We start from the raw sequence: 12,847 nt of genomic DNA, 5'->3' as shown, positions 1-12,847 counted from the left end.
GGCCGTCCGCGAGGCCTCACTGACCCTGGACCTACTGCCTCGGCGCCTTACCTCCTCACCGCCGCACAGGCACCGCGGCCGACCGGTCGGCACCGGCACCGGCGTCGGGATGACCGCCCGCGACCACCGCCCCCGCCTGCCGCCGAGGCCCCCGCACCATCACGAGCACCAGGACACCGGCGACCAGCCCCGCCACACCCGCCGCCAGCGACGCCCCGTTCAGGCCCGAGGCGAAGGCCGCGCGCACCGCGTGCTCGGACACCGTGCCGTGCAGGGCCGATCCGCCGCCGCCTGCGACGGTGTGCGCCGCGTCGTGGCCGAGCGAGTCCGTCATACGGGAGGTGAGCACCGTCCCGAACAGGGCGACCCCGACCGCGTACCCGAGCTGGCGGAACGTGTTGACCGCCCCGCCCGCCATCCCGGCGTTCTCGGCCGGCACCGCGGCGAGCGCGGCCCCCGCGAGCCCCGGCGAGACCAGCCCGGTACCGACGCCCGTGAGGGTGAGCCCCGGCGCGAGCGCAACCCACGACGATCCGGCGTCGAGCACCGCCAGGCACAGCCCGCCCGCGCCGATCAGCAGCAGCCCGCCGCCGATGACGACGCGCGGCGCCACCCCGTGAAGCAGCCGTCCGGCGGCCAGTGCCACCACGAACGCCGTCCCGGCGAGCGGCAGCAGCACCAGGCTGCCGCGCACCGGGCTCATGCCGAGCACGGTCTGCAGCCAGATGGAGAGGTAGGGGACGACGCCGAAGGCGGCACCGTTGTACCCGATCGCACCGATCAGCACTCCCGTGAAGGCGGGCTTGCGCAGCAGCCGCAGGTCGAGGAGCGGCTGCGCGACGCGCCGTTCGACCAGGACGAAGCAGAGCAGCGCCAGCGCCGAGACCGCGAAGGACGTCCCGGCGCCCGCCGAGGTCCAGCCGTCCGCCCCGCCGCGCAGCACCCCGTATGTCCCCGCGCCCGCGAAGCACGCGAACGCCGCCGTACCTGCCCAGTCGACCCGGCGCCCGGCGGGGCCCTTCGACTCCGGCACGACGCGCAGCGTCAGCCAGATCGACGCCACACTCACCGGCAGGTTCACGAAGAAGATCCAGCGCCAGCCCGGCCCCTCCGTGAGCAGCCCGCCCACGATCGGGCCGAGCGCGGCCGACGCGCCGCTCACCGCGCCCCACACGCCGAGCGCGGCCGACCGGTCGCGCCCCTGATAGGCGGCGCCGAGCAGCGGCAACGTCGTCGCGAGCATCGCGGCGGCGCCCAGGCCCTGCACGGCGCGCGCCGCCACCAGCAGCTCCGCGTCCGAGGCGAGCCCGCAGGCCAGCGAGGCCACCGCGAAGAGCGCGGTGCCGATGACATTGAGCCGCCGCCTGCCGAGCACGTCGGCGGCGGCGCCCACGCCGAGCAGCAGCGCGGCCAGCGCGAGCGCGTAGCCGTCGATGACCCACTGCAGATCACTCAGCGAGGCGTCCAGCGCCCGCGCCATGTCGGGCAGCGCCACGATCACGATCGTCACGTCCAGCAGCAGCATGAACGTTCCCAGAGACACCGCCGTGAGCGGCCCCCATGTACGCATCTCTCTGTTCCTCCGACTCGTCGTCCCACGGATCTCCGTGTCCTCGTACGATGGGGCGGCGGCGGACGATACCGGTGCCGTGGGCCGTCGCGGCGCCGTAATCCGACATGAGAGCAGGTCGCAGTGGTGGAATCCGATGTCTTCGACGAGCTGGACCTCAAGCTGCTGCACGCGCTGGAGGTCGACGGCAGGGCCCCCTTCAGCCGCATCGCGGGTGTCCTCGGCGTCTCCGACCAGACCGTCGCCCGCCGCTTCCGTCGCCTGCGGGCCGAGGCGGGGCTGCGCGTCGTCGGTGTCCGTGACACCCGGCGGCTCGGCCACGACGAGTGGATGCTGCGCCTGCGCTGCACGCCCGACGGCGCCGAGGCCATCGCGGCCGCACTGGCCCGCCGCCCCGACACGGCATGGGTCCACCTCACCTCGGCCGGTACCGAAGTGGTCTGCCTGTCGCTGCCGCGCACCCCGGCCGACTACGACGACCTGCTCTTCGGCAAGCTCCTGCGCACCCGCAAGCTCATCGAGATCACCGCACACCAGCTGATGCACCGCTTCTACGGCGGCCGGACCGGCTGGATCGGCAAGCACCGCCCGCTCTCCGACGAGCAGGTCGCCGCGCTCGGACCCGACGGGCCGCCCACCGTGCCGGGCCCCGCCCGGATCACTCCCGACGACGAGCCGCTGGTCGCCGCCCTGAAGGCCGACGGCCGCGTCACCTACCCCGAACTGCAGCGGCTCACCGGCCGCTCCGAGTCTGCCGTCAAGCGCCGCGTCGCCGCGCTGCTCGGCTCGGGCGCGCTCTACATCGACACCGAGTACGACACCGCGCGTTTTGGCTTCACCACCGCCGCGATGCTCTGGATAACCGTCGCCCCGGGCGCGCTCGACCGGGTGGGCCGGGCGATGGCCGGGCACCCCGAGATCGCCCACGTCTCCGCCACCACCGGGTCGGCCAACCTGATGGCGAGCGTCCTGACCCGCGACACCGAAGAGCTCTACACCTATCTCAGCGGCAGCCTGGGCTCGCTCGACGGCGTGCGGCACGTCGAATCGGCACCCCATCTGCGCCGCTTCAAGGAGCTCACGTATCCACGACCGCTGCGTTGACGCAGGCCGCGGACGGCGTCAGCGCCCGCCCCGGTGCAGCCGGTCGCCGCCTGCCAGGATCGACGCCGCCAGCGCGTCCGCGGCCTCCTGTGCCGGGGCGCGCCGCTCGCCGTGCAGCAGCACGAAGTCGACCGGGCCCAGTTCGGGCAGGCCCGCGCGGTCCGGGACGCGGACGAGGCCGGGCGGGATCAGGCCCCGCGAGTGCGCCATCACGCCGAGGCCCGCGCGGGCCGCCGCCACCAGGCCGTTGAGGCTGCCGCTCGTGCAGGCCACGCGCCAGGCGCGGCCCCGTCGTTCCAGGGCCTCGAAGGCGAGGGCGCGGGTGATGCCCGGCGGGGGATAGACGATCAGCGGCACCGGGCGCTCGGGGTCGAGGCGCAGCCGCTCGGCGCCGATCCAGACCAGGTCGTCCTGCCAGACCAGCTCGCCGCGCGGGTCCTCGGGGCGCCGCTTGGCGAGCACCAGGTCGAGCTTGCCCGCGTCCAGCTGCTTGTGCAGCGTGCCGGACAGCTCGACCGTCAACTCCAGGTCGACGTCGGGGTGGTCGTGCCGGAAGGACTCCAGGATGTCGGTGAGCCGCGTCAGGACGAAGTCCTCCGAGGCCCCGAACCGCAGCCGCCCGCCGAGACGCGTGCCGGTGAAGAACGCCGCCGCCTGCTCGTGCGCCGCCAGGATCCTGCGGGCGAAGCCGAGCATGGCCTCGCCGTCCTCGGTCAGCTCCACGCTGTGGGTGTCGCGCGTGAACAGCTGCCGTCCGGTGGCGTCCTCCAGGCGCCGCACGTGCTGGCTGACGGTCGACTGGCGCAGGTTCAGTCGGCGGGCGGCCCGCGTGAAGCTGAGCGTCTGGGCGACCGCGAGGAACGTACGGAGCTGCGAGGGGTCGTACACGCGGACCAGCCTAGCGCCGCTCATCATGGAACGTGATGGCAGTGAGAGCGGTGTGAGGGATTCCCGATCACCCTGTTCGGGAGGATCATGGAGAGGGCACGCCCCGCCGAGAGGCCGAGAACCGGGCGCGCCCCCGCACCGAGAGCATGGAGCACCGTGAAACGCCTGAAGTGGCCGTCCTGGATGCCGGTCGACCCGTACATCGTGGCGTTGCTCGCAACCGTGGGGCTCGCGGCCCTGCTGCCCGCCCGCGGCACCGCCGCCGATGCCGCCTCCGGCGCCTCCACCGCGGCCGTCTCCCTGCTCTTCTTCCTCTACGGGGCCCGGCTCTCCACCCGCGAGGCGCTCGACGGGCTCAAGCACTGGCGGCTCCACGTCACGGTCCTCGCCTGCACGTTCGTCGTCTTTCCGCTGCTCGGCCTCGCGGCGAAGGGGCTCGTTCCGTACGTCCTGACGCCCGCGCTGTTCAGCGGTTTCCTCTTCCTCACCCTGGTGCCCTCGACGATCCAGTCGTCCATCGCCTTCACGTCGATGGCCCGCGGCAACGTCCCGGCGGCGATCTGCGCCGGTTCCTTCTCCTCGCTGGCCGGGATCGTGCTCACACCGCTGCTCGCGGCCGCGCTGCTCGGCGACAGCGGGGGCGGTTTCTCGGCCGACGCGCTCCTCAAGATCGTGCTGCAGCTGCTCGTGCCGTTCCTCGCCGGGCAGTTCCTGCGCCGCTGGGTGGGCGGCTTCATCACGCGCCACAAGAAGATCCTCGGCTACGTGGACCGCGGGTCGATCCTGCTCGTCGTCTACACCGCGTTCAGCGAGGGCATGGTGCAGGGCATCTGGGGCCAGGTGCACCCCCTGCGCCTGCTCGCGCTGCTCGGCGTCGAGGCGGTGCTGCTCGCGGTCATGCTGGCGCTCACCTGGTACGGCGCGAAGCGGCTCGGTTTCGGCCGGGCCGACCGCGTCGCGATCCAGTTCGCGGGCTCGAAGAAGTCCCTGGCCGCCGGACTGCCCATGGCGAGCGTGCTGTTCGGGGCGGACGCCTCGCTCGCCGTGCTGCCGCTGATGCTCTTCCACCAGATGCAGCTGATGGTCTGCGCGGTCATCGCCAAGCGCCGCTCGCGGGACCCGGAGCAGTTCGTCAGCGAGCCGCCGCGAGCCGCAGGGACACGAACCGCGGTCGGTACAGCGACACGTTCCGGCTGATGTTGGCCTGCGCGTTCGCGGGCGTCGCGTTCAGCCAGTTGACGTCGTAGCTGAGCACGAGGCGGCCGTCGCCGCCGAGCGCCGGGTGCGCCTGCGGGTTGTAGGCGGCGGTCTCCTGCTGAGGCGCGCCGTCCTTGGGCAGGGGCGCCTCGAATGCCTTGGCGGGGCCGTGCCAGGGGCCGGTGGGGGAGCAGGACCAGTACGACGTGACGGTGGTCAGGCCCTCGGTGCCCGCGGCCATGGTGAACAGCACGTACGTCCCGTCGTCCCGCACCACCGTGAACGCGCTCCCCACCCCCTTGCGCTTGCCGTCCCCAAGGACGGGCCGGGGGGTGACGTCGGCGCCCCACTCCTCGCCGTCCCAGTACTCCCACGCATCCGCCTCGGCGAGCCCACCGTGCGGGACGCGGGCGACGTACGCGTGGGAGGAGGGGCGCGAGGCCGCCTGGGCGTCCGTGCCGCCGAAGACGTACGTCCAGTCCTCGTCGTCGACCGTGGTCGTGCCGTACAGGACCCGTTTCCCGGGATCGCCGACCGACTGCTGGTCGGAGACCTTCACGATGGACTCGACGCGCAGGTCGGGCAGCGCGAGCGTGGCGACCTCCGTGGCCACGGGGACGCCGTAGATCCAGGGGCCCTGACTGGCCATGCGGTTCCACAGCAGGACCCGCACGACCTGCTCGTCCGCGCCGGGCGAGCGGGGCTCCACACGGGCCGCCACCGGCCAGCGCCACTGCTGGGGCGCCGGGTCGGGGAAGAGCGGCGCGGCGAGGGTGCGCCGCAGTTCGCCCGAACGGGACATCACCACGGCCGAGTTGCGGATCATCGGCGTGTTCGTGTCGCGCCAGGTGTGCGGCTGCCCCGCCGGGTTCGGGGGCGCGTGGACCTGGCCGAGGAAGGTGTCGGAGAAGAGCCACAGCAGGCGTCCGTCCGGCAGGCGCACCGAGTGGGTGCCGTCGCCGCCGGTCCAGTCGTCGGTGCGCGTCGCGTCGTCGCCGTAGCGCGCGAACTCCCCGGTGGCCCGGTCGTCGGCGGCCCAGGAGGCGACGGTGCGGGGCCGGCATGCCGCATCGCCCTCCCGGTCGTCTTCCGGGAGGGCGATGAGCAGCACGGCCGCGCAGGCCAGGACCAGCAGCAGGACCGGCCAGATCCTGCGCGGCCCCGTCGCGGGACGTTCGCGGGCGGACACGCCCGGGACGTTAGTTGCTGCCGCGTACGTGGTCCATGGGGAGTCGCACGACGGTGTCCCGTGTCACAGGAGCATCACCCGTGCGCAGATCCTCCATCTCCGCATCGTCCAACGCCCTGCTGTAGACCCGTACTTCGTCGATATCCCCGGCGAAGTGGGCCCGGCTGTCCATCCGTTGCCCCACGTGCACGCCGAAGGGCGAGTTGCGGCTGACCGAGCCCGGCACGTCGGCGGCGTCGATCCGGGCGTCGTCGAGGAAGAGCGTCAGACGTCCGGCGCCGCGGCGCAGTGCGATGTGGTGCCACTGGCCGTCGTTGTACGCGCTCGTCGTGCGCACGGAGGCGGACCTCGGGGGCGCCGCGCCATCGCGCGTGGTGATCAGGCCCGTGACGCGGTTGCTCGCGGGCTCGCCGCGCAGCCACACCTGCGGCTGGTTGGTGCCGATGCCGCCCATCCACAGCAGGGGCTGCTCGCCGGTCGTGGCGGAGTGGCGGAACCACAGCGAGGCGGTGAAGTCCCGGGTGCCGAGCGGCAGTCGGCCGCGGAAGGGCAGCCGCACGGCGTCGTCGGTGCCGTCGAAGGCGAGCGCCCCGCCGAAGCGCCCCTCTGTCTCACTCGCGCCGCCGAGCACGGCCGCGGGGCGGGCGCCCGGTGCGCGGTCGCGGGTCGTCGGGTCCGGGCCGCGGCGCGGCCGCAGCCAGTCCTCGGTGAAGCGGGCGAAGCGGATCTCGTCGCGCGCGTCGACGGCGCCGCCCTCGTACAGCAGCCCGATGTGCGCCCCGTCGGCCCGCACCAGATCGGAGTAGCCCGACCAGTCGGTGGTCACCGTCGTGCCGCGGTCGACGCTGTCCCAGGTGCGGCCGCCGTCGTAGGAGGAGCGGATCTGCATCGTGCGGCGGCGGTCCGGGTCGGCGGGGCAGGCGAGCAGCATCCGGCGGCCGAACTGCAGGGTGGAGCCCTGGACTTGGGGCGTGTAGAGGTCGGGGATCGCGCGGAAGGGGGCGACGAAGGAGTCGCCGCCGTCGCGGCTGACCGTGTGGGTGCGGTGGCCCAGGTCCGTGCCGTCCTGCTCGCGGCCGCTGACGTAGAGGGCCCCGTCGGGCCGCTCGGTGATCGTCATCTCGGACGGTTTCTGCCGGAACGTGCCGTCAGGCGGTATCGGGTACGAGTCCGTGGCCCCGATCTTCCAGTGGTCGCCGCCGTCGTCGCTGACGATCAGCGCGGCGTGGTTCGCGGTGACCCGACTGCCGTCCCACGTCTCGGTGTTGGCGGTGAAGACGAGGCGCCCCTCGTGGCGGCCGCGGGTCAGCTGGACGCCGTGCACGGGACCGGTCGCGTACCAGGAGTTCCAGTGCGGCGGCAGGATCTCCTTGCTCAGGTCGCGCGGCGCGGACCAGGTGCGGCCGTCGTCGTCGCTGTACTGCAGGTGCGGGGTGCGGTCGCACGGCACGTCGCAGTTCCTGCCGTCCGTGCGGCCGGTGTTGAACGTCTCCGCGAGGAGGATGCGGCCGCTCTCGCGGTCCACGACCGGCGCGGGGTTGCCGTGGGTGTCGCCCGCGCCCTCGTCGATGACCTGGAGCGGTCCCCAGGTCCGGCCGCCGTCCTGCGACCGCTTCAGCACCAGATCTATGTCGCCCGCGTCGCTGCAGTCGTTGACCCGGCCCTCGGCGAAGGCGAGCAGGGTGCCCTTCACCGTCCGCACCACGGCCGGGATGCGGAAGCAGGCGTATCCGGGGTCCTGCGATGCCTTGAACAGCACCTGCTGCTCGAACGGCGGTGTCGGGGCGGGCGCGGCCCGCTCGGCCTGCACCGGGGGCGCGGGCAGCAGGGCGCCGACGGCGACGGCGGTGACGACGGTGACGGCGGTACGGATCGATCTGAGGCGTGTTCGGAGGCTCGATGGCATGGTGCGGTCCGCCTTTCGTGGCGACGGCGACTCATGGTGATGACGGCTCAGGTGACGGCGGCTCAGGTGACGAAGGATCAGGTGCAGACGGGTCAGGTGCCGACGGTTCATGACGGCACCGGGCCCAGGCGCGGGAACGGGACCGGGAACAGGAAGGACAACGAGAACGTGGGACGCCCGGACGAATATACGACCGGACATCCTGACATCCCACGTCCGACATACGTCTCACAGACGCTACGTCGGGCCTCGAAGCCCCACAAGAAGCGCGCGTCAAGGGATCAGGACGACCTTGCCCCGGTTGCTCCGCGCCTCGATCACCCGGTGCGCCCGCGCCGCCTCCTCCAACGGAAACCGGGCGTGCACGGTGGGCCGCAGATCTCCCGACGCGTGCCACCGCCACAGCTCCCGCCGCCACGCCTCGTACAGCTCGGGCCGCCCGCGCGCGATCAGCGCCATCTGGAACCCGATGACGGACTTGGCGCCGACGAGCAGGTCGTACGCGGCCACGGTGCCGCCGCCCGAGCTGTAGGCCACCAGGCGGCCGTGCGGGGCGAGGGCCCGGACGGCGGGCGTGAGCAGGTCGCCGCCGACCGCGTCGAGCACGTAGTCCACGGGCTCGCCCCAGTCCGCACGGTCGTACGTGACGACGTCGTCGGCGCCGAGGCCGCGCGCGAAGTCCGCCTTGTTCGCCTTGTCCGCCTTGCCTGTGTCCGACACGGCGGCCACGACCCGCGCCGCGCCCTTGAGGCGGGCCAGTTGCAGGGCCAGGTGGCCCACACCGCTCGCGGCGGCGGTGACGAGTGCGGACTCGCCGGGCGCGGGGCGGGCGGCTTCGAGCGCGCCGTAGGCGACGAGCCCGGAGCGGACCAGGGCCACGGCGTCGACGGCGCTCGCCCCGTCGGGGACCGGCGAGGCCATGGTGGCCAGGAGCAGGGCGTGGTCGGCGTACCCGTGCCCGAAGACGAGGCCGGTGACGCGGTCACCCGGCGCATGCCCGGTGACGGCCTCACCGACCGCGACGACCTCACCGGCGATCTCGCCGCCGAGCGCGATCGGGTCGCGCTCCTCGCGGACCTTGCGGACGACGGGCAGGGTCACGCCGATCGCCTCGACGCGCACGAGGAGCTCACCGGGACCCGGTTCGGGTACGGGGACGTCCTCCAGGAACAGCACCTCGGGGCCACCGCTTCGCTCATACCGGACGCGACGCATCCGTACCACCTCCGGGCTCCAGGAATCGTTGGGAGGTCCAACGATAAAGCTCAATCATTGGGAAGTCCAACGATTACTCGATACGCTTTCCCCATGGCCTCGACACCGCCCGCCCCCAGCACGATCCGCACCCTCCCCAGCTGGCTCCTCGGCCGCGCCGCGGCCCGTGGCCGCGCCCTGGTCGCCGACGCGCTGGGCCGCGAGGGCCTGAAGATGTGGCACCACGTGGTCCTTTCCGCCGTCGCCGACCTCGGTCCCGTCGCCCAGGCGGAGCTCGGCCGCAGCGTCTCGCTCGACCCGAAGGACATGGTCGGCGTCCTGAACGACCTGCAGGCCGACGGACTCGTCGAGCGCGCGCCCGATCCGCGGGACCGCCGCAAGAACGCGATCACGATCACGGAGCGCGGCAGGCGCACCGTCGAGCGGTGCACGGAAGCGGCCGCCCGCGCCAACGCCGAACTCCTCGCGCCCCTGTCCGCCGCCGAGCGGGAGCGGTTCATGGAGATGCTCACCCGGATCTCCGGGGTGGAGGCGCCGGAGGAATGAGACGCCGGGGCTGCGGTACCGGCGGGGGCAGCGGGGGGCAGGCGCGGGCTGCGGCAGCGGGCCCGGCCGGCGCAGAGGGCGGTCCCCGTCGGCCGGGGCGCCGCCGCCGTGCGGCGGGCGGCGGGCGGCCCCGGGTCAGCCCTGGGCGGCCGCGGCCCGCAGGGCGACGCGGTGCTCGCCCGCGTACACGTTCATGGAGGAGCCGCGCAGGAAGCCGATCAGCGTGAGCCCGGTCTCGGCGGCCAGGTCGACGGCGAGCGAGGACGGCGCGGAGACCGCGGCAAGGACCGGGATACCCGCCATCACGGCCTTCTGGGCGAGCTCGAAGGACGCGCGGCCCGAGACGAGCAGGACCGCGCGCGAGAGCGGCAGCCGCCCGTCCTGCAGGGCCCGCCCGACGAGCTTGTCGACCGCGTTGTGCCGCCCCACGTCCTCCCGTATGTCGAGCAGCTCGCCCTCCTCGGAGAAGAGCGCGGCGCCGTGCAGGCCCCCCGTCCGCTCGAAGACCCGCTGGGACGCGCGCAGCCGGTCGGGGAGGCTCGCGAGCAGCTCGGTCCCGAGCCGGACCGGGGGAGCGTCGGCGATCGGAAAGCGCGCCGTGGTCCGGACGGCGTCCAGGCTCGCCTTGCCGCACAGGCCGCAGGAAGAGGTGGTGTACACGTTGCGTTCGAGGGTGATGTCGGGGATCACGACGCCCGGGGCGGTCTTCACGTCGACGACGTTGTACGTGTTCGAGCCCTCCGCCGTCGCCCCCGCGCAGTAGACGATGGACTGCAGCTCGTCGGCCGAGCCGAGCACGCCCTCGCTCACCAGGAACCCGGCCGCGAGTGCGAAGTCGTCACCGGGGGTGCGCATCGTGATGGCGAGCGGTCTGCCGTTGAGGCGGATCTCCAGAGGCTCCTCGGCGACCAGGGTGTCGGGCCGCTCCGAGACGTGCCCGTCCCGGATCCGGATCACCTTGCGTCGCTCAGTGACTCGTCCCATGTCGTGATCAGTCCCGGTTCTGTACGTGCTGGTAGCCGAAACGGCCCTTGATGCAGAGGTTGCCGTGGGTCACCGGGTTGTCGTGCGGCGAGGTGACCTTGACGATGTCATTGTCCTGCACGTGCAGGGTCAGGTTGCAGCCGACTCCGCAGTACGCGCACACCGTCGTCATCGCGGTCTGCGCGGACTCGTCCCAGGTGCCCGCCGCCCGCATGTCGAACTCCGACTTGAAGCTGAGGGCGCCCGTCGGACAGGGCCCTTCGAGCTCCGTGGCCGCGTAGACGACGCAGCCGACGGCGCGTTCGGGCGCGAGCACCGCGCTCACCGCGCCGCCCGGATCCACGCTCTCGACGCGGTGGCTGTCGTGCGGGCCGCCGTGCCGGTGGAAGTACCACTTTCACGGTGGGGCGCTCCATTCGGTTGAGGGTCCGAGGAACTAGGGCGCGGGTCGCCCGCCGTGCAGCATATGGAGAGGTTGTCGACGAAATATTGTCTACAGTATGGGAGTTGGGGCGGCACTGGCAGAAGAACCTGCGGCTGCGGCTGGACGGTCTCGCCGATGAGGGGTTCTGGGAGCCGGTGCGTGGCTGCTGGAGCATCCGCCCACGTGGCACGTCGGCCGCACCGATGTCGGAAGGCTCGGGGGAATGGACGATGGACTTCGCGTCCCCCGGCCCGGTGCCGGCGCCGGTGACCACGATTGCCTGGCGGCTGGCGCACGTCACCGTCTCGTGGAACTGATCCATCACGGCGCCGAGATTTCCCTGCTGCGCGATCTCTACCGCTGGCAGGGCGCAGGCGCACCGCGCCGAATATGACTCTTCGCTCCGGGCGCCTTGGCGGCCCGGGCCGGTCGGTCTCCGCCGCGGCTGGTCCCGAGGACTGATCCTGCTCGCCCGGCTCTAATTGGGGCTACCACTCGGCTACGGAGCGTACGAACTCGTACACAAGGTCACGCAACTCTTCAGAGGGTGACCAGATCATGAGAAGCATCCAAACACTGCGCTCCTTTCCTGTCGCATTACGCGCATCGTTACTCATCAGTCGCTGACCAGACTGGAAGGTCCCGCATCTTCGGCGACAAGCGCCTTCGGCAACAAGAATTCTCGGCAACGAGGGGGACCCGTACATGCACGGCTCGCGCATCGCCGCTGTCGGCCACTATCAGCCCGCCAAGATCCTCACCAACGAGGACCTGGCAGGCCTCGTCGACACCAGCGACGAGTGGATCCGGTCCCGAGTGGGCATCCGCACACGCCACGTCGCGGGCCCGGAGGAGCCGGTCGACGAGCTGGCCGCGCACGCGGGCGGCAAGGCTCTCGCGGCCGCGGGCCTGACCCCCGACGCGATCGACCTGGTCCTGGTCGCCACCTCCACGGCCATCGACCGCTCGCCGAACATGGCCGCCCGGGTGGCCGCCCGGCTGGGCATCCCCGGGCCCTGCGTGATGGACGTCAATGTCGTGTGCGCGGGCTTCACGCACGCCCTCGCCACCGCCGACCACACCGTACGGGCCGGGGCCGCCACCCGCGCCCTGGTCATCGGCGCGGACAAGATGACCGAGGTCACGGACTGGACGGACCGCACCACCTGTGTGCTGACCGGCGACGGTGCGGGCGCGGCCGTCGTGGAGGCGTGCGGGCCCGGCGAGGAGCCCGGCATCGGCCCGGTGCTGTGGGGCTCGGTGCCCGAAATGGGCAACGCGGTCCGTATCGAGGGCACGCCGCCGCGCTTCTCCCAGGAGGGCCAGAGCGTCTACCGGTGGGCGACGACCCAGCTGCCCCCGCTCGCCCGCGCGGCCTGCGAGCGCGCCGGGCTCACCCCGGCCGACCTCGCCGGAGTCGTCCTGCACCAGGCCAACCTGCGGATCATCGAGCCGCTCGCCGAGCGCATCGGCGCCGTGAACGCCGTCGTCGCGCGTGATGTCGTCGACTCCGGGAACACCTCGGCGGGCAGCATCCCCATGGCGCTGTCCAAGCTGGTGGAGCGCGGGGAGGTCGGCTCCGGCGATCCGGTCCTGCTGTTCGGCTTCGGTGGCAACCTCTCGTACGCGGGACTGGTCGTGCGGTGCCCCTGAGCGGTTCCGCCGCCACTCAAGCGTCACTCACGTTCGGGCGCCGCTCACATCCGCGTCGCCCCTTCCCAAGTTCTGGTCATGCGATACCCATGAATGAGTCACGCCGGGCAGTGTGATCGGCTCAACTCTCCCTGGTGCTGGCCCCCGTAGCTCGTAGACTGTAGACAAAAG

At 72.6% G+C, this 12,847-nt stretch carries 11 protein-coding genes and 2 pseudogenes; 5 read left to right on the top strand and 8 right to left on the bottom strand.

The window, feature by feature from the left end; translation table 11 throughout:
• Window positions 1-55 precede the first annotated feature (55 nt).
• A complete protein-coding gene (locus ACFVYL_RS01500; protein ID WP_389712241.1) occupies window positions 56-1,570 on the bottom strand; it encodes an MFS transporter in 1,515 nt (504 codons plus the stop codon).
• A 126-nt stretch (window positions 1,571-1,696) separates the two neighbouring features.
• Between ACFVYL_RS01500 and ACFVYL_RS01495 the strand changes: the two genes are divergently transcribed.
• Window positions 1,697-2,674 carry an Lrp/AsnC family transcriptional regulator gene (locus ACFVYL_RS01495; protein WP_389712240.1) on the top strand — a complete coding sequence of 326 codons (978 nt, stop codon included), beginning with the start codon at window positions 1,697-1,699 and terminating at the stop codon, window positions 2,672-2,674.
• An 18-nt stretch (window positions 2,675-2,692) separates the two neighbouring features.
• Here ACFVYL_RS01495 and ACFVYL_RS01490 read toward each other — a convergent pair whose 3' ends face one another.
• Window positions 2,693-3,562, bottom strand: a complete 870-nt coding sequence (locus tag ACFVYL_RS01490; protein WP_389712239.1) for a LysR substrate-binding domain-containing protein — start codon at window positions 3,560-3,562, stop codon at window positions 2,693-2,695.
• Window positions 3,563-3,745: 183 nt separating this feature from the next.
• On the opposite strand from ACFVYL_RS01490, the gene ACFVYL_RS01485 reads away from it, so the two are divergent.
• A complete protein-coding gene (locus ACFVYL_RS01485) occupies window positions 3,746-4,759 on the top strand; it encodes a bile acid:sodium symporter family protein (protein ID WP_389712445.1) in 1,014 nt (337 codons plus the stop codon).
• On the opposite strand, the gene ACFVYL_RS01480 is transcribed toward ACFVYL_RS01485, so the two are convergent.
• The 3 genes from ACFVYL_RS01480 to ACFVYL_RS01470 form a co-directional block, all read right to left on the bottom strand.
• Window positions 4,695-5,948 carry a DUF4185 domain-containing protein gene (locus ACFVYL_RS01480; protein WP_389712238.1) on the bottom strand — a complete coding sequence of 418 codons (1,254 nt, stop codon included), beginning with the start codon at window positions 5,946-5,948 and terminating at the stop codon, window positions 4,695-4,697. The two genes, ACFVYL_RS01485 and ACFVYL_RS01480, sit on opposite strands and share 65 nt — an antisense overlap.
• Window positions 5,949-5,958: 10 nt before the next feature.
• Entirely contained in the window at window positions 5,959-7,854 is a 1,896-nt protein-coding gene (locus ACFVYL_RS01475) for an exo-alpha-sialidase (RefSeq protein WP_389712237.1), read from the bottom strand.
• A gap of 273 nt (window positions 7,855-8,127) precedes the next feature.
• A complete protein-coding gene (locus ACFVYL_RS01470) occupies window positions 8,128-9,069 on the bottom strand; it encodes a zinc-binding alcohol dehydrogenase family protein (RefSeq protein ID WP_389712236.1) in 942 nt (313 codons plus the stop codon).
• A 93-nt stretch (window positions 9,070-9,162) separates the two neighbouring features.
• Here ACFVYL_RS01470 and ACFVYL_RS01465 point away from each other — a divergent pair, with 93 nt between their 5' ends.
• The gene (locus ACFVYL_RS01465; protein WP_389712235.1) at window positions 9,163-9,615 is read left to right on the top strand and encodes a MarR family winged helix-turn-helix transcriptional regulator; all 453 of its coding nucleotides are present in this window, start codon (window positions 9,163-9,165) and stop codon (window positions 9,613-9,615) included.
• 135 nt (window positions 9,616-9,750) lie between these two features.
• Here ACFVYL_RS01465 and fdhD read toward each other — a convergent pair whose 3' ends face one another.
• The 3 genes and pseudogenes from fdhD to ACFVYL_RS01450 form a co-directional block, all read right to left on the bottom strand.
• Window positions 9,751-10,599, bottom strand: a complete 849-nt coding sequence (gene fdhD, locus ACFVYL_RS01460) for a formate dehydrogenase accessory sulfurtransferase FdhD (RefSeq protein ID WP_389712234.1) — start codon at window positions 10,597-10,599, stop codon at window positions 9,751-9,753.
• A 7-nt stretch (window positions 10,600-10,606) separates the two neighbouring features.
• A pseudogene (locus ACFVYL_RS01455) lies at window positions 10,607-10,852 on the bottom strand (Fe-S-binding domain-containing protein); the annotation flags it as partial.
• Window positions 10,853-10,993: pseudogene (locus ACFVYL_RS01450) on the bottom strand (oxidoreductase); the annotation flags it as partial.
• A gap of 95 nt (window positions 10,994-11,088) precedes the next feature.
• Between ACFVYL_RS01450 and ACFVYL_RS01445 the strand changes: the two are divergent.
• A complete protein-coding gene (locus ACFVYL_RS01445) occupies window positions 11,089-11,340 on the top strand; it encodes a hypothetical protein (RefSeq protein WP_389712233.1) in 252 nt (83 codons plus the stop codon).
• 388 nt (window positions 11,341-11,728) lie between these two features.
• On the top strand, window positions 11,729-12,676 hold the full coding sequence (locus tag ACFVYL_RS01440; protein WP_389712232.1) for a beta-ketoacyl-ACP synthase III: 948 nt from the start codon (window positions 11,729-11,731) through the stop codon (window positions 12,674-12,676).
• Window positions 12,677-12,847 lie beyond the last annotated feature (171 nt).

It is taken from the genome of Streptomyces sp. NPDC058308 (assembly GCF_042880275.1).
GTDB lineage: Bacteria > Actinomycetota > Actinomycetes > Streptomycetales > Streptomycetaceae > Streptomyces.
The sequence above is the reverse complement of the archived record's forward strand: the minus strand, read 5'-3'. Positions and strand labels throughout refer to the sequence as shown.

Excerpts from the sequence above, each read along its gene's own strand:
- ACFVYL_RS01500 (WP_389712241.1), bottom strand. The coding sequence starts at position 1,570 with ATGCGTACATGGGGGCCGCTCACGGCGGTGTCTCTGGGAACGTTCATG.
- fdhD (WP_389712234.1), bottom strand. The coding sequence starts at position 10,599 with ATGGGACGAGTCACTGAGCGACGCAAGGTGATCCGGATCCGGGACGGG.
- ACFVYL_RS01465 (WP_389712235.1), top strand. The coding sequence starts at position 9,163 with ATGGCCTCGACACCGCCCGCCCCCAGCACGATCCGCACCCTCCCCAGC.
- ACFVYL_RS01470 (WP_389712236.1), bottom strand. The coding sequence starts at position 9,069 with ATGCGTCGCGTCCGGTATGAGCGAAGCGGTGGCCCCGAGGTGCTGTTC.
- ACFVYL_RS01475 (WP_389712237.1), bottom strand. The coding sequence starts at position 7,854 with ATGCCATCGAGCCTCCGAACACGCCTCAGATCGATCCGTACCGCCGTC.
- ACFVYL_RS01485 (WP_389712445.1), top strand. The coding sequence starts at position 3,746 with ATGCCGGTCGACCCGTACATCGTGGCGTTGCTCGCAACCGTGGGGCTC.
- ACFVYL_RS01440 (WP_389712232.1), top strand. The coding sequence starts at position 11,729 with ATGCACGGCTCGCGCATCGCCGCTGTCGGCCACTATCAGCCCGCCAAG.